17 protein-coding genes are annotated in these 19,353 nt (G+C 68.1%); 11 read left to right on the top strand and 6 right to left on the bottom strand.

All coding sequences use genetic code 11. The features are described from left to right. The first annotated feature begins 104 nt into the window (after window positions 1-104). The 3 genes from aepX to M2351_RS28810 are packed head-to-tail and all read left to right on the top strand — an operon-like array spanning window position 105 to window position 4,095. A complete protein-coding gene (aepX, locus tag M2351_RS28820; RefSeq protein ID WP_264659472.1) occupies window positions 105-1,022 on the top strand; it encodes a phosphoenolpyruvate mutase in 918 nt (305 codons plus the stop codon). Beyond that, window positions 1,022-3,829, top strand: coding sequence for an aminotransferase class I/II-fold pyridoxal phosphate-dependent enzyme (locus M2351_RS28815; protein ID WP_264659471.1), 2,808 nt, complete (start codon window positions 1,022-1,024; stop codon window positions 3,827-3,829). The genes aepX and M2351_RS28815 overlap by 1 nt, the downstream gene beginning before the upstream one ends. Continuing rightward, complete coding sequence (locus M2351_RS28810; RefSeq protein WP_264659470.1) at window positions 3,823-4,095, top strand: hypothetical protein; 273 nt, start codon at window positions 3,823-3,825, stop codon at window positions 4,093-4,095. The genes M2351_RS28815 and M2351_RS28810 overlap by 7 nt, the downstream gene beginning before the upstream one ends. A gap of 70 nt (window positions 4,096-4,165) precedes the next feature. Here M2351_RS28810 and M2351_RS28805 read toward each other — a convergent pair whose 3' ends face one another. Genes M2351_RS28805 through M2351_RS28795 form a run of 3 tightly spaced genes read right to left on the bottom strand, consistent with a single transcriptional unit; the run spans window position 4,166 to window position 6,946 of the window. After that, window positions 4,166-5,569: an FAD-binding oxidoreductase gene (locus tag M2351_RS28805; protein ID WP_264659469.1), complete on the bottom strand. Its 1,404-nt coding sequence runs from the start codon at window positions 5,567-5,569 to the stop codon at window positions 4,166-4,168. 48 nt (window positions 5,570-5,617) lie between these two features. Then, the gene (locus M2351_RS28800; RefSeq protein WP_264659468.1) at window positions 5,618-5,929 is read right to left on the bottom strand and encodes a Rieske (2Fe-2S) protein; all 312 of its coding nucleotides are present in this window, start codon (window positions 5,927-5,929) and stop codon (window positions 5,618-5,620) included. A gap of 54 nt (window positions 5,930-5,983) precedes the next feature. Next, complete coding sequence (locus tag M2351_RS28795) at window positions 5,984-6,946, bottom strand: LysR family transcriptional regulator (protein ID WP_264659467.1); 963 nt, start codon at window positions 6,944-6,946, stop codon at window positions 5,984-5,986. A gap of 129 nt (window positions 6,947-7,075) precedes the next feature. On the opposite strand from M2351_RS28795, the gene M2351_RS28790 reads away from it, so the two are divergent. From M2351_RS28790 to M2351_RS28760, 7 genes are all read left to right on the top strand, one after another. Continuing rightward, window positions 7,076-8,116 (top strand): histone deacetylase family protein, encoded by a 1,041-nt coding sequence (locus M2351_RS28790; protein WP_264659466.1) that lies wholly within the window; start codon window positions 7,076-7,078, stop codon window positions 8,114-8,116. 21 nt (window positions 8,117-8,137) lie between these two features. Then, on the top strand, window positions 8,138-9,310 hold the full coding sequence (locus M2351_RS28785) for an aromatic ring-hydroxylating oxygenase subunit alpha (protein ID WP_264659465.1): 1,173 nt from the start codon (window positions 8,138-8,140) through the stop codon (window positions 9,308-9,310). An 11-nt stretch (window positions 9,311-9,321) separates the two neighbouring features. After that, window positions 9,322-10,194: an alpha/beta fold hydrolase gene (locus M2351_RS28780; protein WP_264659464.1), complete on the top strand. Its 873-nt coding sequence runs from the start codon at window positions 9,322-9,324 to the stop codon at window positions 10,192-10,194. Window positions 10,195-10,303: 109 nt separating this feature from the next. Continuing rightward, window positions 10,304-11,899, top strand: a complete 1,596-nt coding sequence (locus M2351_RS28775; RefSeq protein WP_264659463.1) for an ABC transporter substrate-binding protein — start codon at window positions 10,304-10,306, stop codon at window positions 11,897-11,899. Between the two features lie 82 nt (window positions 11,900-11,981). Next, on the top strand, window positions 11,982-12,935 hold the full coding sequence (locus M2351_RS28770; protein ID WP_264659462.1) for an ABC transporter permease: 954 nt from the start codon (window positions 11,982-11,984) through the stop codon (window positions 12,933-12,935). After that, window positions 12,932-13,765 carry an ABC transporter permease gene (locus tag M2351_RS28765; protein WP_264659461.1) on the top strand — a complete coding sequence of 278 codons (834 nt, stop codon included), beginning with the start codon at window positions 12,932-12,934 and terminating at the stop codon, window positions 13,763-13,765. The genes M2351_RS28770 and M2351_RS28765 overlap by 4 nt, the downstream gene beginning before the upstream one ends. Before the next feature lie 5 nt (window positions 13,766-13,770). Continuing rightward, window positions 13,771-15,492: an ABC transporter ATP-binding protein gene (locus M2351_RS28760; protein ID WP_264659460.1), complete on the top strand. Its 1,722-nt coding sequence runs from the start codon at window positions 13,771-13,773 to the stop codon at window positions 15,490-15,492. Between the two features lie 71 nt (window positions 15,493-15,563). Here the strand turns inward: M2351_RS28760 and M2351_RS28755 are convergent, their stop codons facing one another. Then, window positions 15,564-16,178 carry a flavin reductase family protein gene (locus M2351_RS28755; protein WP_264659459.1) on the bottom strand — a complete coding sequence of 205 codons (615 nt, stop codon included), beginning with the start codon at window positions 16,176-16,178 and terminating at the stop codon, window positions 15,564-15,566. 34 nt (window positions 16,179-16,212) lie between these two features. Beyond that, window positions 16,213-17,457 (bottom strand): NAD(P)/FAD-dependent oxidoreductase, encoded by a 1,245-nt coding sequence (locus tag M2351_RS28750; protein WP_264659458.1) that lies wholly within the window; start codon window positions 17,455-17,457, stop codon window positions 16,213-16,215. Window positions 17,458-17,584: 127 nt separating this feature from the next. On the opposite strand from M2351_RS28750, the gene M2351_RS28745 reads away from it, so the two are divergent. Then, window positions 17,585-18,238, top strand: a complete 654-nt coding sequence (locus M2351_RS28745; protein ID WP_264659457.1) for a TetR/AcrR family transcriptional regulator — start codon at window positions 17,585-17,587, stop codon at window positions 18,236-18,238. A 7-nt stretch (window positions 18,239-18,245) separates the two neighbouring features. Here the strand turns inward: M2351_RS28745 and M2351_RS28740 are convergent, their stop codons facing one another. Beyond that, window positions 18,246-19,286, bottom strand: coding sequence for a M29 family metallopeptidase (locus M2351_RS28740; protein ID WP_264659456.1), 1,041 nt, complete (start codon window positions 19,284-19,286; stop codon window positions 18,246-18,248). Window positions 19,287-19,353 lie beyond the last annotated feature (67 nt).

Here is a 19,353-nt window from a genome sequence, read left to right as displayed (position 1 = left end):
GGCCGTTGCTTGCTGGCAGGTCTTCTCGCGATACGACGCGGCGCAGCCGGGAATTCCCTAAATTCCCGGGCGGGGCCGCCGTTGCCTCCAGCACGGGGATTACGATGCTGACAGTCCTTCCCAAACGCGGAATTACGGCCGACAACCGCCGCGCGTCGCTGCGCCACCTGTTGCAGCGCAAGTCATGCCTGCGGATCATGGAGGCACACAGCCCAAACTCGGCCCTGCTGGCCGAAACGCTGGTCCTCGATTCCGGAACGGCCGGGCATCCGGTCGAGTTCGACGGATTCTGGTCCAGTTCGTTGACGGACTCCACCGAACGCGGCAAGCCGGACATCGAAGCGCTGGGCATCCCGAGCCGCATCCCGAACATCAACGAGATCTTCGAGGTGACCCCCAAGCCGCTGATCATGGACGGCGACACCGGGGGCCAGCCCGAGCATTTCGCCATGAACGTCCGCACCTTGGAACGGACGGGCGTGTCCGCGGTGATCATCGAGGACAAGACCGGGCTCAAGAAGAATTCCCTGCTCGGCAACGAGGTCGCGCAGCAGCAGGAAAGCATCCCGGCCTTCCGCCACAAGATCGCCACCGGCAAGGCGGCGCAGATGACCGACGATTTCATGATCATCGCGCGCGTCGAGAGCCTGATCCTCGACGCCCGCATCGAGGACGCGCTGGCGCGCTCGCTCGCCTATGTCGAAGCCGGCGCCGACGGGATCATGATCCACAGCCGGAAAAAACGGTCGGACGAGGTGTTCGAGTTCGCGCAGCGCTTCCGGTCGCACCATCCCGACGTGCCGCTCGTCTGTGTGCCGACCAGCTACGGCCAGACGCCATTCGAAGAGCTGGAGCGCGCCGGCTTCAACATCGTCATCTACGCCAACCACATGCTGCGCTCCTCCTATCTGGCGATGCGCGACGTGGCGACGGAGATCCTGAGAAACGGCCGGTCGCTGGAGGTGGAGGACAAGTGCCTTTCCATGAACGACATCCTGACTCTCATCCCGGGGACGCGGTGATGGCCGGCAACACCACACAAACCAGCGGCGAAACCACGGCGAGGCCGCTCGCCGGCCGCACCGCGCTCATCACCCCGCCGGGCACGTCGCGCATGCGCGTCATCGCCAACGAGCTGAAGGAGGCCGGCGTCCACGTCGTCAACTTCGCCGCCGGCGAGTTGGACGTGGACACCAGCGACCTGATCAAGGACGCCGCCAAGGCGGCCGTCGACGGAAAGCGGAACGTCTACACGCCGACTCTCGGCCTGATGCCGTTGCGCGAGCGCATCGCCGCCGAGATATCGGAGCGGTGCGGCACGCCCCACACGGCTGCGGAGGTCGGGGTGACGGCCGGCGCCAAGCAGGCGCTGTTCAACGCGGCCATGGTGCTGCTCGACCCTGGCGACGAGGTGATCATCCCGCAGCCCTATTGGGTGACGTTCCCGACGCAGGTGGAAATCGCCGGCGCCCGGCCGGTCTTCGTCGACACGCGCGAGACCGGCTACCGGCTGGACGTGGCCTCCATCGAACGCGCGGTGACTCCGCGGACCAAGGCCATCGTCATCAACAGCCCGAACAACCCGACCGGCGTGGTCTACAACCGCGACGCCATCATCGGCATCGCCAAACTGGCGATCCGGCACGACCTCTGGATCATTTTCGACGAGTGCTATTCGGAACTGGTGCGTCCCGGGCACACGCACACGAACATCGTCGCCGCCTGCCAGGCCGTGAAGGACCGCACGGTCATCGTCAATTCCTTCTCCAAGAGCCACGCGCTGACCGGCTGGCGGATCGGCTACGCCGCGGGCCCGAGCCGCGTCATCAAGGCCATGGAGAACCTGCAAGGCCACACGACGTCCAACCCCTGCAGCATCGCCCAATACGCGGTGCTTGAGGCGTTGCGCAGCGGGGACAGCGCCTTCATCGCGGACGTCAACCGGCGGCTGGATGAGCGGCTGGACCGCGCGCTGGCCATTGTCAGCCGCATGGACGGCATCGGCTGCGCCCCGGCGGAGGGGGCCTTCTACCTGTTCCTCGACATCCGCTCGACCATCGGCAAGCGGCACGGCGGGCAGCTCATCCCCAACGTCGGCGCGCTCTGTGAACGGATCCTGGGCGAGGCCAAGGTGGCCGTCGTGCCGGGCTCCGCCTTCGGCGACCCGACCGGCATCCGCCTGTCCTATGCCATCGCCGACGAGGACGTGCACACCGTGCGCCGCAGCCTCGGCAACCGGCTGAAGACCCTGGCCAACAGCATCACTGGGCGCCTTGCCGCGGTGTCCGCGGCGGCGATCGCCGGCATGGTCCTCATCGGGGGGATCGGCCTGTTCGGCATGAACGCCTCCAACCAGGCGCTGATGCCGGTCTATGAGGACGACACGATCCACGCGAACCGGATCGCCGGCCTCCTCGGCCCCATGCGCGACACCCTTCAGCAGATCACCTTCCTGTCTTTTGATCTCCGCAGCGGGGATCGGGCGGCCGTGGAGCAGCGCATCGCGGCCGTTCGTGCCAATCGGGCGTCGATCGCGGAGCAATGGCAGACGATTCTGGCCGCGACGGCGCCCGGCGAGGAGATGGCCGTGGCGACCCGCGTCGCGGACCGGCGTGCGGACGCGGCGCGGCAGACCTACGACATGGCGGAGCAAAGCTTCCACAGCCGGGTGTTCTGGGCCTCCGCCTTGCTTCTGGTCTGCATCGGCTTGGCGGTGGCCTCCTGCTTCGGCATCCTGGCGTCGATCCGCCGGCCGCAGCGGATGGTGGAGCGGCATCTGGACGCCATCGCGAACGGCGACCTGACGTCGCGCCTTCCCTACCCGGATGTGGCGGAGTTCATTCGCATCGGCGCGCAGATTCGGATGGTGAAGGCCAAGATCGGCTACGCCGGCCAGGAGCGCGAGGAACGCCAGCGCCTGTCCGAGGAGGAGCGGGTCAACGCCCTCCAGGGCATGGCGGAGACGGTGGAGCGTGAAGCCGGCAGCGCCGTGGAGCAGGTGGTGCTGCGCACCGGCACCATGGCGCAGGACGCCAACGGCATGGCCGGGTCGGCGGAGCGCGTCAGCGTCAACGCGCAGAACGTCGCCGCGGCGGCGGAACAGGCCCTGGCGAACGCGCAGACCGTGGCCGCCGCCGCGAAGGAACTGGCGGCGTCGATCAGCGAGATCGCGTCCCAGATCGCCCATTCCAACACGGTGGCGCGCCGCGCGGTGGACACCGGCCGGCGCACCCAGGACACCATCCAATCGCTGTCGAACGCGGTCGGGCGCATCGGCGACGTGGCGCAGCTGATCCAGAACATTGCGAACCAGACCAACCTGCTGGCGCTCAACGCGATCATCGAGGCGGCGCGTGCCGGCGAGGCGGGCAAGGGCTTCGCCGTCGTCGCCCAGGAGGTGAAGAACCTGGCGAACCAGACCGCCCGTTCCACCGACGAGATCACCCGCCAGATCGCGGAAATTCAGGACGTGACCCGCACCGCCGTCGCCGCCGTGGCGGAGATCGGCGGGACCATCGGAGAGATGGACGAGATCTCGGCCGCCATCGCCGTCGCGATGGAGGAACAGTCCGCGGCCACGCAGGAGATCAGCCGCAACGTGGCGGAAACCTCCAACGCCGCGCGGGAAGTGTCGGCGCGCATCGCGCTGGTGTCCCAGGACGCCGACCAGACCGGATCCCAGGCCGTGCAGATGCGCCAGGGCTCGTCCGCGGTGGCGGCCAGCATCGCGGAACTCCGGCGGGTCCTGGTCCGCGTGGTGGCACCTCCACCAGCGACGCCGACCGTCGTCGCCAGCCGCGCTACCGGGTGGACGAGCCCTGCATGGTGACCATCGGCGGGCGTTCGCAGGCCGCCCGGGTGCTGGACCTCTCGGCAAGCGGCGCGAAGATCGGCGGGCTGGAGGGCATGGCGGCGGCCGGTCGTGGCACGCTGCGCCTGGACCGCCACGGCGCCCAGGTCTCGTTCGACATCCGGGACCTGGACGCCGGGGCGGCCCGTGTCGCGTTCGCCGAGGCCGACCCGCAGTTGGGTACCTTCCGCACCGTCGTCGATCGCCTGACCCAGGGAAGCCGTCCGATCGGCAAGGCGGCCTGATCCGTCCACACCGATCCGCCCTGCCGACGGGGAATTCCCGGTCGGCAGGGCGGCGCCTTGCTCCGGCCCTTCAGCCCATGGTCGGGTCGATGACCTTGCCGGGGTTGAGAAGCCCGTTCGGATCGAGGGCCGCCTTGACGGTCCGCATCAGCGCGAGCGCTTCCGGGCTGACCGAATGCGGAAGGAACTCCTTCTTCAGCACGCCGATGCCATGCTCCGCAGAGATGGAGCCTTGGAACTCCCGAACGGCGTCGTAGACCACCACGTCGATGGCGTGGACCGGCAGCGGCTCCTCCGCCACCTTGACGCCGATGTGGATGTTGCCGTCGGCCACATGGCCGAAGAACACCGACTCCGCCTCCGGCCAGCGCGCCGCCAGGCGTTCCTGGCAAAGCTCGACGAACTCCCCGATGCGGCCGACCGGCAGGCTGACATCGAAACCCACGGCGGGCCAGAGAACCTCGCCGAAGTCGCCGCAGGCGTCGCGGAGGGTCCAGAAGGCCGCGGTCTGCTCCCCGGATTGCGCGATGACGGCGTCCGTGACGATCCCGTCCTCGAAGCCCTGCTGCATGATCGCCTCGAAGCGCTCCTGGTCCGGCATCTGGTCGGTGCCCATCGCCTCAACCAGCACATAGGCGCCGTGCCCGTGCGGCAGGGGCGCCGGGCGGCCCAAGGTCGCCTCCACCCGGCGGTAGACCTCCGGCCACATCACCTCGAAGGCCGACAGCGTGCCGCCGAGCCTTTCGCGCGCCAGCCGCAGCAGGCGGAGGACGGCGGCATAGTCCGCCACCGCGCAGAGGGCGGTGCAGACGCTGCGCGGCTTCGGGTGCAAGCGCAGGACCGCGCGCGTGACGACCCCCAGCGTTCCCTCCGTGCCGATGAACAGGTGCTTGAGGTCGTAGCCGGCGTTGTTCTTGATCATCTTGTTGAGCGACGTCACCACCGTGCCGTCGGCCAGCACGACCTCGAGCCCCAGCACGAGGTCGCGCATCATGCCGTAGCGCAGGACGCGGTTGCCGCCCGCGTTGGTCGACAGGTTGCCGCCGATCAGGCAGGAGCCGCGCGCGCCGAGGTCGAGCGGGAACAGAAGCCCCGCGGTGTCCGCCGTCTCCTGCACGGTTTGCAGGGTGACGCCGGCCTGGACCGTCATGGTGCCTGCGTCGGTGTCGACCTCCTCGATCCCGCGCATCCGTTCCATGGAGAGCACGACGCAGCCGTCCACCGGGGTGGCGCCGCCGGCCAACCCGGTCAGCCCGCCCTGCACGACGACCGGGTGCCGGTGCGCCTGACAGAGGCGCAGCACCGTCGAGACCTCCTCGGCGTTGCGGGGGTAGACCACGGCAAGCGGGCCGTCACCGGACGGCATCTCGACCGTCCAGTCATGGCGGTGCCGGGGCTCGACCTCGGCCCCGATCCGGACGCCGCCCGGACCGATCCGCGCCAGCAACTCCTCCGCAAAGTTCGACATCGCCATTCCCTGTCTCGTCTCACTTCTCGACTATCAAGAGTTCGGATCGCCGGATCAGTCCGGCAGGTCGACCAGGATAGCATCGCCTTCGATCATGGTCGCGTAGACGGGCAGGGGGCTCTTGGTCGGCCCGTCCACGACGGCGCCGGTTCGGATGTCGAAAAGTGCTTGGTGGAGCGGGCATTCGATGCAGCCGTCGTCCACATAGCCGTCGGACATGTAGGCGTGCTGGTGCGTGCAGATGTTCCCGGTGGCGTAGAAGGCGCCGTCGAGCTTGTAGAGCGCGATGTCCAGGCCGTTGATCTCGACGCCGATCACGCCGCCGTCCTGCACGGCGTCGGTGGATGCGGCCCTGTGCCAAGCCATTCTGGTCTCCATGTCTGTGGTGGTGGGTGTTGCGGGTTTGGATGAGGCCGTTGGTCACGGCTCCGTGAAAAACGGGGGGTAGGTGCGTTCCTCGATTGTCTTGGCCGCCACGACCTCCCGCATCTGCGCGATGAAGGCGTTTTCGATGCGGGTCAGCTGGGCTTTCTGGTTGGTCACCAGATAGACGTCGATGGGGGTTGGGCGGTGGTAGGGCGGCAGTTGCCACAGCAGGCCGTCGCGCACGTCGCGCTGCATCACGTGGATGGGCATCGCGCCGATGCCGACGCCGGCAATGATCATGCGCCGCAGTTCCTCCAGGTTGTCCGACAGGCCGGAGAAAGGCATGCCCATGTTCGCCTGCCGGTACATGGCAGTGATGGTCTGGATCACCTCCGACGACGCGAACACCTTGAAGGTGACGGCGCGCTCCCCTTGCAAGTCGGCGAGTGTCAGGTCGCGGCGGCCGAAATAGCGATGACGCGGGCCGCAGAAGAAGCCGAAATGCTCCTTGTACAGGTGCAGGTACTCGATGCCCGGCACATGGCTGCAGGCCAGGCAGATCCCGACGTTGATGGAGCGGTTCATCACCTGCTCGATCACCACGGCGCTGGTGACGAGCGAGACGTCGACGGTCACGTTGGGGTGCCGCTCGTGGAACAGCGCCAAGGACTCGTCGATCAGCTCGCTCACCATGTGGCTCGCCATGGTCAGCGACAGGGTTCCGGCCAGGGATTCGGTGGTCTCCGCGATCAGGCTCGGGATGTGGCCGATGGTGTTGAAGACCTCCTTGCACTCGCGATGCAGCAACCTTCCGTTGTCGGTCAGCTGGAACATCGTGGCGTTCCGCAACACGAGCTGGGTGTTCAGTTGCTCCTCAAGGCGCTTCAACGCCGTGCTGACGGCGGGCTGGGTGCGGTTAAGCGCATCCGCGGCCTTGGAAATGCTGCGCTCTTCCGCGATGACGAGAAAAACCCGGAGAAGATTCCAGTCGAGCGAGCGAACCAGAGGATTGCTCATCAGCATGACTCACCCCCTCCATGCATAAACCCCGTTTATGGGGTAATAACAACAATCTATTTGATTTATAGTGTCACACCACAGCAAGCTTGTCCAGGTCGTCAGAGAGCGAGGGGTCTGTGAGAAGAAATGAAAATCTTCTTTTCCCCCAGGCAAAGGGGGCATAGGCCGGGAAAATTCCTGGTCTCCGGCCGATTGCGCCAAATTCCGGATGTGCCGGAGCGTGTCGAAAGCCTGCTTATGGGGGCTGCTTCTTGCGGTCATTCGATCGATGAGCCGGAAGACTTCGGTATTTCTTGCATCGAAAAAGTGCACGCCGCCGAATATATAGCCTTTCTGGAAACAGCTTATGACCGGTGGAGCGCGCTGTCCGACGCGTCTTCGGACGTCGTGCCGAACGTCCATCCGCGTCATCCCGGCCGCGGCTACCCGCGATCGATCGTCGGGCGCGCCGGCTATCACCTCTATGACCTTGCCTGCCCGATCACGCCGGACACCTGGACCTCGGCCTTGTGGGGCGCCCATTCGGCAACGGCCGCGGCGTTGCAGGTCCGCGACGGCGAGGCGCGCAGCGCCTACGCCATCTGCCGCCCGCCCGGCCACCACGCCGGCCGCGATTTCGCGGGCGGATTCTGCTACCTGAACAACGCCGCGATCGCTGCGGCGGTGCTGCGCGACACGTACCAACGTGTCGCCATCGTGGACATCGACGTCCACCACGGCAACGGTACGCAGGACATCTTCTATGACCGTGGCGACGTCATGACGATTTCGCTGCACGGGGACCCCGCGGAATTCTATCCGTTCTACTGGGGCTATGAGACGGAGCGCGGCGACGGCGACGGGCTGGGCGCCAACGTCAACCTGGCCCTGCCGCGGAACGCCGGCGACAACCAGTATCTGGACGCGCTGCACATCGGCCTCAGCCATCTGCGGGACTTCCGGCCGCAGGCGCTGGTCGTGGCGCTCGGCCTCGATTCCTACAAGAACGATCCTCTCGCCTTCCTGCAGATCACCACCACCGGGTTCGAACGGATCGCGCGCGTCCTGTCGTCGCTGCGCCTGCCGACCGTGCTGGTCCAGGAAGGGGGATACCTCTGCGAAGACCTCGGCATGAACCTCGCGTCCTTCCTGACCGGGTTCGAAGCCGAGCAGCTGCAACAAGCCTAACGTCCAGATCTTGGAGTGAGCATGTCCGACACACCCGACACCATGTTCCGGAAGACCTTCCTGGACGTGAAGCAGGCCAGCCATGCTCCGGGTCTTCTCTACAACGACCCGGAGGTTCTCCAGCAGGAGATCGAGAACATCTTCAAGCGCGACTGGCTGTACATGGCCCGCGCGGAGGAGTTGCCGAACCCCGGCGACTACAAGACCTTCCGGATCGCCAACGAGCCGCTCATCCTGTGCCGGGATGAGGCCGGCGCCGTCCGCGCCTACGCCAACATGTGCCTGCACCGCGGCGTGGAGATCGCTACGGGCGAGGGCAACGCGACCGAGTTCACCTGTCCCTATCACGGCTGGCTCTACAACCTCGACGGCCAGCTGATGGGCGCCAGCTACATGCGGGACTCCGAAGGCTTCGACCGCAAGGCCTGCCGCCTTCCCGAACTGCACGTCGGCCAGTGGGGTGGATTCATCTTCGTGACGCTCGCCAAGGATCCGGTGCCCTTCGAGACCTTCATCAAGGATTTCGACGAGAAGTTCGGCTACCTGAACCTGGAGACGCTGAAGATCGGCCTGCGCATCGACTCCGAGCTTCAGTGCAACTGGAAGCTCATGGTCGAGAACTTCGTGGACTTCTACCACGTCGGCGTCCTGCACAAGGACTCCATCGGGCGCTTCATGAAGTCCGTGGACCTGATCTACGACCTGCGGCCGAACGGGCAGGTGTTCGTCGACGAATACGACGCCGGCACGCTGTCCAAGACGGGCGACCTGACGGCCAAGCGCATCGCCGCGCTGGAAGGCAAGTCGCCGCGCTTCTCCTCCGCCGGCCTGCTGACGCCGAACCTGAACTTCTTCGTGCGGCCGGACTACGTGTCCGTCTACACCAGCTGGCCGCTCGGCGTGGACCGCATGCGGATGACCGGCACCATCCTGTGGTCGGCGGAGACCATCGACGGCCCGGCCCGCGACGCCGTGGTGTCCGAGTTCAAGGTCATGCTGGACAAGGTGCTGAGCGAAGACTTCGCCATGGTGGAATCGCTGCAGAACGTCACGCGCGCCTCGCGCTTCGTGCCGGGCCGGATGTCGCGCCTGGAAAAGGGCGTCCAGCACTTCATCAAGCACAGCGTTGAGCGTCTGTACGGCCCGCAAGTGGAGGCCGAAACCGCCGATCGCGTCGCGGACCCGGTGAAGTGAGGGACGGCGCGATGGCCGCATCCCCGATCCAGTACCTGCTGCACCCCCTGGGCTTCGGCGTCCGGGTGATGCAATGGGGCGGCGAAGGCCCGGCGGTGCTGTTCGTGCACGGGCTGGGCTCCCACGCGGAAATCTGGGCGCCGGTCGCGTCGGCGCTGGCCGCGCGGGGCCGCCGCTGCTTCGCCATCGACCTGCCGGGGCACGGCCTGTCGCAGAAGGGGGATGGGTTCTCCTACACCGCGGCCGGCCACGCGGAGCTGTTCGCCGCCCTGCTGCCCGAGCTGGGGGAGGAGCGGATCGACGTGGTCGGATCCTCCCTGGGCGGTCTGTTCGCGGCGGCCTTCGCCACCCGGACGCCGAAACTGGTTCGCACGCTGACCCTCATCGGCAGCGTCGGCTTGCAGCCGCTGGCGCCGGAGCGCCGGCGCTGGACGTCGGAGTATCTGGCCAAGATGGACCGCGACAGCGTCGCGACCCGCCTGCGCAACGGCGTGTTCGACCCGGCGGCGATCAGCGACTCCTTCGTCGAGGAGGCCTGGCGGATGAACAACTCGCGGGGTGCGGCGGAGTCCTTCGCCGCCATCGGCCGCTACTACGCCGAGGGCATCAACGACGACATGCAGGTTGAACGGCTGGCGGCGCTCGACGGGCGCGTCCCGCTGCTTCTGGTCTGGGGCAAGCAGGACGTCACGGTCGCCTACCAGGGTGCCGTGGAGGCGCTGCCGCGCCTGCCCGGCGCCGCGCTGCTGGCGCTCGACGACACCCGGCACATCCCGCATGTGGAGCGGCCGGACGTCGTGGGAAAGGCCATCGCGCTGCATCTGGAGGGCGGCGACGTCGGGGTTCTGCGCGGTCCCGGTGTGGAGGTGACGGCGCAACAGTGAGTTGGCGTGCGTGCGCCCGTCCTCCGCAAACAACAACAGGGCGGCAAAACCGCCGGCGGAAGGGCGGGTGAAGAGTTTTCGGGGGCTTTCAGGGATCTGAGGAGGGACAATGAAGACGAACGGATTCGGCACGGGTTTTGACGGGTTGGGCCTGACCGGCGACATCGGGCGCCGGCAGCTTTTGAAGACGGGTGCTGCGGTCGGCCTCGGCATCGGGGCGTCGGCCCTGCTGCCCGGCGCCTCGGCGTTCGCGGCGGACGTGCCGAAGAAGGGCGGGCGGCTCAAGCTCGGCCTGGCGGGCGGCCAGACGACCAACACGCTGGACCAGGCGCGCGGCGGTTTCGGCTCCCCGGTGGAGCGCACGGTCAACTACACGCTCTACAACACGCTGGTCGAGATCGCGCCGAACGGGCAGGCGGTTCCGGAGATTGCGGAAAGTTGGGACATCGGCCCCGGCGCCAAGTCCTGGGTCTTCAACATCCGCAAGGACGTCACCTTCCATAACGGGAAGGAGATGACCGCGGACGACGTCGTCCACTCGCTGCGCCGCCACATGGGTGCCGACACGAAGTCGGGCGCCGCCGGCCTGCTGAAAGAGATCGAGTCCATCGAGAAGCTGGACAAGCATCAGGTCCGCGTCCAGCACGCCACCGGCAACGCCGACCTGCACTACCTGCTGTCCGACTACCACCTCGCCATCGTCCCGGCGGAAACCACGACCGTGGACGGCGTGGGCACCGGCGGCTACGTCCTGCAAACCTACGAGCCCGGCGTCCGCTTCGTCGCCAAGCGCAACCCGAACTATTGGAAGGAGGGCCGCGCCCACGTCGACGAGGTGGAATTCGTTGTGGTCAACGACGACGCGGCCCGCCTCAGCGCCCTCCAGTCCGGTGAGGTGCACGGCATCAACCGCCTGGACCCGAAGACGGTCGCCCTGCTCGGCCGGGCGCCGGGCCTGCGCATCATCAACTCAGCCGGCACGGCCTACTACGTCATCAACATGCGCGCCGACCGCGCGCCCTTCGACAACAAGGACCTGCGGCTGGCGCTGAAATACGCGATCAACCGCGAGCAGATGCTGGACCGCCTGCTGCGCGGCTACGGCACGGTCGGCAACGACCATCCCATCGCCAAGAGCATGCCCTTCTTTGACGCGAAGCTGCCGCAGCGCACGCAGGACCTGGACAAGGCGAAGTTCCACTTCAAGAAGTCCGGGCACAGCGGGGCGCTGGATCTGCGCACCTCCACCGCGGCCTTCTCCAGCGCCATCGACATGGCGGTGCTGCTGAAGATGCAGGCGGCGGAGGCCGGCATCGACATCAACGTCGTGCGCGAGCCGCAGGACGGCTATTGGGAGAATGTCTGGCGGTCCAAGGAGTTCATGATCTCCTACTGGACCGGCCGCGCGGTGCCCGACCAGATCTTCACCACCGCCTACTATTCCAAGGCGGCCTGGAACGACACCCACTGGCGCAACGACAGCTTCGACGCCCTGCTGCTGGCCGCGCGGACGGAGCTGGACAGCGCCAAGCGGACGCAGATGTACGCCGAGATGCAGGCCATCATGCAGGACGACAGCGGCGCCATCGTGCCGATGTTCAACAACTTCCTGGACGGCATGCGCGACGCGGTGAAGGGCGACCTGACCGCGTCGAACATGGAGCTGGCCGGCTGCCGCATCGCCGAACGTTGCTGGCTCGCCTGACGCGCGGACCGGCCGGGGGACGGGGTTCGCCTCCGTTCCCCGGCCGTGCAGCCTGTATCTTTTGCCAAAGGCGGTGGTCCGCATGGTCTTGACCCGATTGATCGCAAAACGGCTCTTCGGGGCCCTGGTCACGCTGTGGTTCGTCACGGTGCTCATCTTCCTGGCCGTCGAATGCCTCCCCGGCGACGCCGCGGAGGCCCTGCTCGGCAAGGACGCCACGCCGGTGGCGGTGGAGAACCTGCGGGCGGAGCTGCATCTGAACGACCCGCCGCTGGAGCGCTACGTCGGCTGGCTCAGCCGGGTCGCCGTCGGCGATCTCGGCAAGTCGCTGACGACCAACCGGCCAATCGCGCCGATGCTGGCGACGCGGCTGTCCAACACGCTGTTCCTCGCCGCCACGGCCGCGGCCATCGCCGTGCCGCTGGCGATCATCCTGGGGCTGGTATCGGCGCTGTATCGCGGGACGCGGCTGGACCGGATCATCTCGGTCCTGTCGCTGGCCTCCATCTCCTTCCCGGAATTCTTCGTCGGCTACATCCTGTTGGTCGTGTTCGCCCTGAACCTCGGCTGGTTCCCGGTGCTCTCGGGCATCAACGCGGACATGGGGCTGGGCGAGCAGCTGCACCGGATCGTGTTGCCGGCGCTGACGCTGGTCTGCCTGGTGCTGGCCTACATGATGCGCATGACGCGGGCGGCGGTCATCAACGTGCTGTCCAACCCCTACATCGAAATGGCGGAGCTGAAGGGCTGCTCCCGACGGGAGATCATCGTCCGCCACGCCTTCGTCAACGCCATCGGGCCGGTCGCCAACGTGGTGGCGCTCAGCCTCGCCTACCTCGTGGTCGGCGTGGTGGTGGTGGAGGTGGTGTTCACCTACCCGGGCCTCGGCCAGTGGATGGTGGATTCGGTCAGCAAGCAGGACATCCTGGTCGTGCAGATTTGCGGCCTCATCTTCGGCGCGACTTACATCGGCCTGAACCTGACGGCCGACATCGTCGCCGTGCTCTTCAACCCGAAGCTGAGGCATCCGCGATGACCCGGTTCACCAGTCTGCGGGGCGTTCCGCTGTCGACCTGGCTGCCGCTCGGCGTTCTGATCGTCATCACGCTGGCCGTCGCCGTCGGCCCGGCCGTCCTGCCCTACCGCGCAGAGGAGATCGTCGGCGACCTGTGGGAGCCGATGAGCTGGGCGCACCCGCTGGGCACCGACCAGCTCGGCCGCGACATGCTGGCCCGCGTGCTGGAAGGCGGGCGCACCAGCCTGTCGCTCGCCGCGGTGATCGCCGGGCTGGCCTTCCTGTTCGGCAGCGGCGCCGGCCTGACCGCCGCCTTCCTCGGCGGCTGGGTGGACACCGCCCTGTCGCGGGCGGTTGACCTGCTGATGGCTTTCCCGCCGCTGATCTTCGCGTTGCTGGCCATTGCGGTGCTGGGCAACTCCATCCCCGTGCTGGTCACCGTCCTGACGCTGTTCGAGGCGCTGCGCATCTTCCGCCTGACGCGCTCGCTGGCCATGGAGATCGCGGTGCAGGAGTTCGTGGCGGTGGCCCGGCTGCGCGGGGAGGGGATCGGCTGGATCCTGTTCCGCGAGATCCTGCCCAACGGCATGGTGCCGCTGATGGCGGAACTGGCCATCCGCTTCGTCTTCGGGCTGCTGTTCCTCAGCTCGCTCAGCTTCCTCGGGCTGGGCGTCCCTCCGCCGGCGCCGGACTGGGGCGGCATGGTGCGCGACAACGCCCCCGCCGTCGGCTTCGGCCTGACGGCGCCGCTGGTTCCCGCCGCCATGATCGCCATCGTCGCGGTCTGCGTGAACCTGGTGGCCGACAGCCTGCTTCACACGCGGGGCCGGTCCCGCAGCGCGGAAGGATGACACCCATGGAAACGACGAACGCCGCGCAGCCCATCCTGCAAGTCCGCGACCTGCGGGTCCAGGCCGGTTCCCAGCCGATCTTGAAGGGCGTCAGCTTCGACCTGTACCCAGGGGAGGTGCTGGGCCTTATCGGCGAGTCCGGGGCCGGAAAATCGACGCTCGGCCTCGCGGCGCTCGGCCACATGCGCGGCGGCTGCGCCTGCGTGGGCGGGGAGGTGCTGTTCCGCGGCCAGGACGTGTTCAGCCTGCCGCCGCGTCAGGCCGGGATGCTGCGGGGGCGCAAAATCACCTACGTCGCCCAGTCGGCGGCGGCCTCCTTCAACCCTGCCTACACGCTGCAAAGCCAGATTGCGGAGCCGCTGCGGCGTGGCGGCGGCGCCTCCGCCCCCATCGCGCGGACGATCCGCAACCTGTTCCGGCGGCTGGGCCTGCCGCAGCCGGACATCTTCGGCGCCCGCTACCCGCACCAGGTCTCCGGCGGGCAGTTGCAGCGCGCCATGACCGCCATGGCGCTGGCGCCGGAGCCGGACATCGTCGTCTTTGACGAGCCGACCACCGCGCTCGACGTCACGACGCAGCTCGAAGTGCTCGCCGCGATCAAGCAGGCCATCCGGGAGGAGGGGAGTGCTGCCCTCTACATCAGCCACGACCTGGCCGTGGTGTCGCAGATCTCCGACCGCATCATGGTGCTGCGCCACGGCCAGACGGTGGAGGAGGGCACGACGCGGGAGCTGATCGACACGCCCAAGCAGGACTACACGCGCCGCTTGCTCAACGTCAGCCACGCGGTGGTTCCCGCTGCGGTGCGGGAGGAGGCCGAGGACGAGGTGCTGTCCATCCGCGGCCTGTCCGCCCGCTACGGCTCCGTCCCCGTGCTGGAGGACGTCACGCTGGGCGTGCGGCGCGGCACGACGCTGGCCGTGGTGGGGGAGTCCGGCAGCGGCAAGTCGACGCTCGCCAAGGTCGTCACCGGGCTGGTCCCCGCGGCCGGGGGAACGCTGACCTTCGCCGGGAAGGCTCTGCGCCCCACGCTGAAGGCGCGCGACAAGGACACGCTGCGGCGCATGCAGATGATCTTCCAGATTCCGGACACGGCGCTGAACCCGCGCCAGACCGTGGGGGAGATCATTGGCCGGCCGCTGTCCTTCTACTTCGGTCTGCCGCGCGCCGCGGTGGAACGGCGTGTCGCCAACCTGCTGCGCGACATCGAGCTGGGGCCGGAGTTCGCCCGGCGCTATCCGTCGGAGCTGTCGGGCGGCCAGAAGCAGCGCGTGTGCATCGCCCGCGCGCTCGCCGCCGACCCGGACCTGATCATCTGCGACGAGGTGACCTCCGCGCTCGACCCGCTGGTGGCAGAGGGCATCATCAAGCTGCTGCGCCGCCTCCAGCAGGAGAAGGGGGTGTCCTACATCTTCATCACCCACGACCTTGGCACGGTGAAGGCCATCGCGCACGACATCGCGGTGATGCGGCGCGGCCGGGTGGTGGACTGCGGCGCGCGCGACGCGGTGCTGTCGCCGCCCTTCCACCCCTACACGGAACTGCTGTTCACCTCCCTCCCCACCACCCGCGAGGGCTGGCTGGAGGAGGCACTGGCGAAACAGCCTGACCCGGACGCGTTGGACGGGACGGTCCCGGGTGCGGGCCAGGAAGCGGGCCAAGCGAACGCCCGGACAGGTCACCGGCGCGGCGCGGACCGGCCGGTCGCGTCAGGCCTGGGGGGCTGATGGCGGGCAGGACGTAGAAAGAAGGCCCTCTCCCTTGAGTGGAGAGGGCCTTTTTGGTGCCGTTTAGCGGCTCACTTCGGCCGTTCGAGTTGGAAAACGGAATCGGTCACGGCGTAATCCATGTAGCCGAGGCGCGACAGGGGGCGGAGCAGTTCGGCGCGGACCATGCCGTCGACGATGACCTCGTCGCGGATGTGGATGCCCAGCACGCGGCCGAGCACCATGCGGCCGGACCGCTTGTCGTCGCTGGTGGGCAGCTCCAGGATGTCCACGACCGCGCATTCCAGGTTCACCGGCGATTCCTTCAGCCGCGGCGCGCGGACCAGCGTCGACGCCTCCTTGGTCAACCCGGCAAGCTCGAACTCGTCCACGCCCCGCGGGACCGAGGCGGCGGAGGTGTTCATCGCGTCGCGCTGATCGTAGCTGGCGAGGTTGACGACGAATTCCCCGGTGTCGCGGGCGTTCTTGACGGAATCCTTCTCACCGCCGTCGCGGTGCTCCCCATTGGGGCAGTACATCACCATTGGCGGGCGTTCGTTGATCGCGTTGAAGAAGCTGAACGGGCTGAGGTTGGGCACGCCGCCCACGCTGACCGTAGAGATCCAGCCGATCGGCCGCGGGATGACGCAGGCCTTGAAGGGGTTGTAGGGCAGGCCGTGGTCGTTGACGTCGCAGCGATAGAACACAGTCGAACCTCCGAAGCGGGGAAGGGGGGCGGCGTCAGCCGGCCACCCGTTGTGCCAGGTTGCGCAGGGGAACGGACTCGTCTGCCAATTGGGTGGCCAGCTCGGCCGGGTTCACCAGCACCCCGCGCTCCATGATGCCGGTGAGCGGACGGCGCTCGCGCCCCATGTTGACCAGGACGGCGGACGTGACCCGGCCGCCGTTCAGCGCCAGGGTGATGAAGCGGCCGCTCGCCGGATCGCCGCGCACGACCTCCACCTCGCAGGGGCCGGGAAGGCCGAGCATCTGGAGGTTCATGCCGAACTGGTCGGTCCACATCCAGGGAACGGCGTCGTACCGCTCCTCCCGGCCCAGCATTGCGCGACAGGCGACCGCCGTCTGGCGCTCGGCGTTGTCCCAGGTCTCCAGGCGGATGGAGCGGCCGTGGAATGCGCTGGGATGGCGCGCGACGTCGCCGACCGCATAGATCCCCTCCGCGGAGCTGCGGCCCCGCCCGTCGACGACGATGCCGTCGTTGCACTCCAGCCCGGCCGCCGCCGCGACCTCCGCATTCGGCACGGCGCCGACGCCGACGACCAGGACGTCGGCCGCGATCCGCGGGCCGTCTGCGCACTGGACCGTCGCTCCGCCAGGCCGCACCTCGATCCGGTCGATCCGTACGCCGGTCTGGATGGTGACGCCCTGGGCGCGGTGCAGCGCCTCAACGTGGCGCCCGATAGCCTCCCCGCCGACAACCCGCGCCAGAAGGGCGGGGGCGGCCTCCAGCACGGTGACCTCACAACCGAGCGTCCGGGCGCTGGCCGCCACCTCCAGCCCGATGAAGCCGCCGCCGATCAGGACGACGCGGGTGCCCGGCAACAGGCGTGGTTTCAGCCGGAGCGCGTCGGCAGCGCTGCGCAGGGTGTGGACGACCTCTCCGTCCACCGGCACGCCGTCGAGCGTACGGGCGCGGGTGCCGGTGGCGATCAGCAGCGCGTCGAAGGTGACCGCCTTCCCGCCCTCCGTGATGAGGCGGCGGTCGCGGGCGTCGATGGCCGACACGCGCGACCCCAGCAGCAGGTCGGTCCGCCCGTCCCCATAGACGTCCGCCGCGTTGATCAGGCACTTGTCCAGGCCATGGTCACCGCGCAGGAATTCCTTCGACAGGGCGGGCCGTTCGTAGGGCGGGTCCCGCTCCTCCCCGACCACGAGGATCCGTCCGTCGAATCCCTCGTCCCGCAGCACGCGCACGGCGCGCCCCGCCGCGTGTCCCCCACCTGCAATGGCAATGGTCCGGTGCATACGCCGCCCTCCGTCTCCGTTGCGGTAATTTTATACGATAGTATAAAGTGATGGCAACGACGCACTTTGCCGACCGCAGCGATGGCCCTATCCTGTGTGGCCGGCACCGAACAGCGGACCAGGACTCGTGGCAAAAAAGTTTGGGGCAGAAACAGACGACACGCAGAAGCTTGCGCAGCCCCCGCGCCGCAGCTTCTCCAAGAAGGCGCCCGACGTCCGCCGGCAGGAGCTGATCGACGCCACCTTCCGCTGCCTGGTCCGCTTTGGGGAGGCGGAAACCAGCGTGCGGACCATCGCGGACGAGGCCGGCCTGTCGCTCGGCATGGTGCGCCACCACTTCCGCAGCAAGGACGAGCTGCTGGCGGAAACCTACCGGCACCTGTCGGCGCAGTTGCAGGAGCAGACGGCCAGGGCGCTCGCCGAATCCGGACCGTCGCCCGGCGAGCAACTGCACGCCCTGGTCATGGCTGGGCTCCGCCCGCCCATCCTCGACCGCGACTACATCCGGGTGCGCTTCCTGTTCTGGGGCCTGACCCACACGAACGAGGCGGTGCGCCGCGTCCACGAGGAGATCTACGGGCGGTTCCAGCAGCAGCTCCACGACCTGATCGACCAGACGGCCAGGGCCAACGGCGCGACGGTCGACGCGGCGGCGGTGACCCTGGCGGTCATGGCCCTGCTGAAGGGCGCTTGGCTGGAATGGAGCTTGGCGCCGGACGCCGTCGACCCCCAGGCTCTGGTCGCCCAGATCCTGCCGGTCCTGCGGCAGTCCCTATCGTGACGCGTCCTCAGTAGAAGCGGGGCGTCAGCCGCTCGTAAAGACCCAGCAGCTCGGTCGGGCCGACCAGCCGGCCCTGGTCGAGGATCGGTTCGCCGCCGATCCACAGCGACTGGTCGAAGACGACGCCGTCCGGGTGGTTCTCCCCGCCGCCCGCTTCCCACCAGGGCAGGCCCATGCCGATGGCGTTGGTGCCGGGCACGCGGATGTCCTCGATGAAGTGCCGGCCGGTCATCCGCGTCGCGGGGTGGAAGCCCAGGGTGAAGTGGATGAAATAGCCGTAGGCGCCGTTGCTGGCGCGCCGCAGGGCGCGCTCGAACCGCGGCTGGTCCTCGGCCCCGGCGCCGGAAAAGCCTTGGATCCGGCCGTCAACCTCGATGGTGATCGGGCGGCGGAGCGGTCGGTAAATCTCGTCGAACAGGGCCTGGAGGACGATCCGCCCGCGCACGGAGTCCATCACCGGGTACAGGCTCTGCGCGCCGGGGACCGTGTGCATGCCCGGCGACGTCGCCACGCGCTGACGCTTCAGCTTGACCTTGTCCAGCGTGAAGGTGACGTCGGTGCCGAGCGGGCAGGTGAAGCGCGCCTCCTTGCCGGCCTGGCGGTCCACCCAGTCGGCGACCGCCACCTGGAAGTCCATCAGCGCCGCAAAGTCGGCCCCGCCGTAGAGCCGCGCCAGACTGTCCGCGCCGGCGGTGGCGAGCAGGGCGTAGCGCGCCCGTCCGGCCTTCATCGCCCCGTCATGCATCCGCGAGCCGGCCATGTACGGAAAGCAGAAATCCAGCCACACGTCGGTGGCTGCCGCCGCCGCGACCAGCGCGTCGGGCACGTAGGCGTCCGCCAAGGCGCCCTGGAAGGGCAGCTGCGGAATCATGGCGACCAGCGGGCGCCCGCCGGCCTGCGCTACCGCCGCGAACACCGCGTCCACCAGCGCCGAGTCCGTTCCCGGATCGACCGTCAGCAGCACGCTCTCCCCAGCCTGCACCGCGAAATGGTCGCGGACGAGCGTGTTGGCCGCCTGCACCAGCCGATGATCGTTGCGAATCAGCATTGGACCTCCCTGCACTCGGAGGTCGCAATATAATACGACTGTATAAAGCTCGGCAAGCGGCGTCTGC

Source organism: Azospirillum canadense, from assembly GCF_025961225.1.
GTDB classification, from domain to species: domain Bacteria; phylum Pseudomonadota; class Alphaproteobacteria; order Azospirillales; family Azospirillaceae; genus Azospirillum; species Azospirillum canadense.
Note: the sequence above shows the minus strand (reverse complement) of the source record. Positions and strands in the feature narration are given on the sequence as shown.

Coding starts and splice junctions, on each gene's coding strand:
- aepX (WP_264659472.1), top strand. CDS start 105: ATGCTGACAGTCCTTCCCAAACGCGGAATTACGGCCGACAACCGCCGC.
- M2351_RS28815 (WP_264659471.1), top strand. CDS start 1,022: ATGGCCGGCAACACCACACAAACCAGCGGCGAAACCACGGCGAGGCCG.
- M2351_RS28810 (WP_264659470.1), top strand. CDS start 3,823: ATGGTGACCATCGGCGGGCGTTCGCAGGCCGCCCGGGTGCTGGACCTC.
- M2351_RS28805 (WP_264659469.1), bottom strand. CDS start 5,569: ATGGCGATGTCGAACTTTGCGGAGGAGTTGCTGGCGCGGATCGGTCCG.
- M2351_RS28800 (WP_264659468.1), bottom strand. CDS start 5,929: ATGGCTTGGCACAGGGCCGCATCCACCGACGCCGTGCAGGACGGCGGC.
- M2351_RS28795 (WP_264659467.1), bottom strand. CDS start 6,946: ATGAGCAATCCTCTGGTTCGCTCGCTCGACTGGAATCTTCTCCGGGTT.
- M2351_RS28790 (WP_264659466.1), top strand. CDS start 7,076: ATGAAAATCTTCTTTTCCCCCAGGCAAAGGGGGCATAGGCCGGGAAAA.
- M2351_RS28785 (WP_264659465.1), top strand. CDS start 8,138: ATGTCCGACACACCCGACACCATGTTCCGGAAGACCTTCCTGGACGTG.
- M2351_RS28780 (WP_264659464.1), top strand. CDS start 9,322: ATGGCCGCATCCCCGATCCAGTACCTGCTGCACCCCCTGGGCTTCGGC.
- M2351_RS28775 (WP_264659463.1), top strand. CDS start 10,304: ATGAAGACGAACGGATTCGGCACGGGTTTTGACGGGTTGGGCCTGACC.
- M2351_RS28770 (WP_264659462.1), top strand. CDS start 11,982: ATGGTCTTGACCCGATTGATCGCAAAACGGCTCTTCGGGGCCCTGGTC.
- M2351_RS28765 (WP_264659461.1), top strand. CDS start 12,932: ATGACCCGGTTCACCAGTCTGCGGGGCGTTCCGCTGTCGACCTGGCTG.
- M2351_RS28760 (WP_264659460.1), top strand. CDS start 13,771: ATGGAAACGACGAACGCCGCGCAGCCCATCCTGCAAGTCCGCGACCTG.
- M2351_RS28750 (WP_264659458.1), bottom strand. CDS start 17,457: ATGCACCGGACCATTGCCATTGCAGGTGGGGGACACGCGGCGGGGCGC.
- M2351_RS28740 (WP_264659456.1), bottom strand. CDS start 19,286: ATGCTGATTCGCAACGATCATCGGCTGGTGCAGGCGGCCAACACGCTC.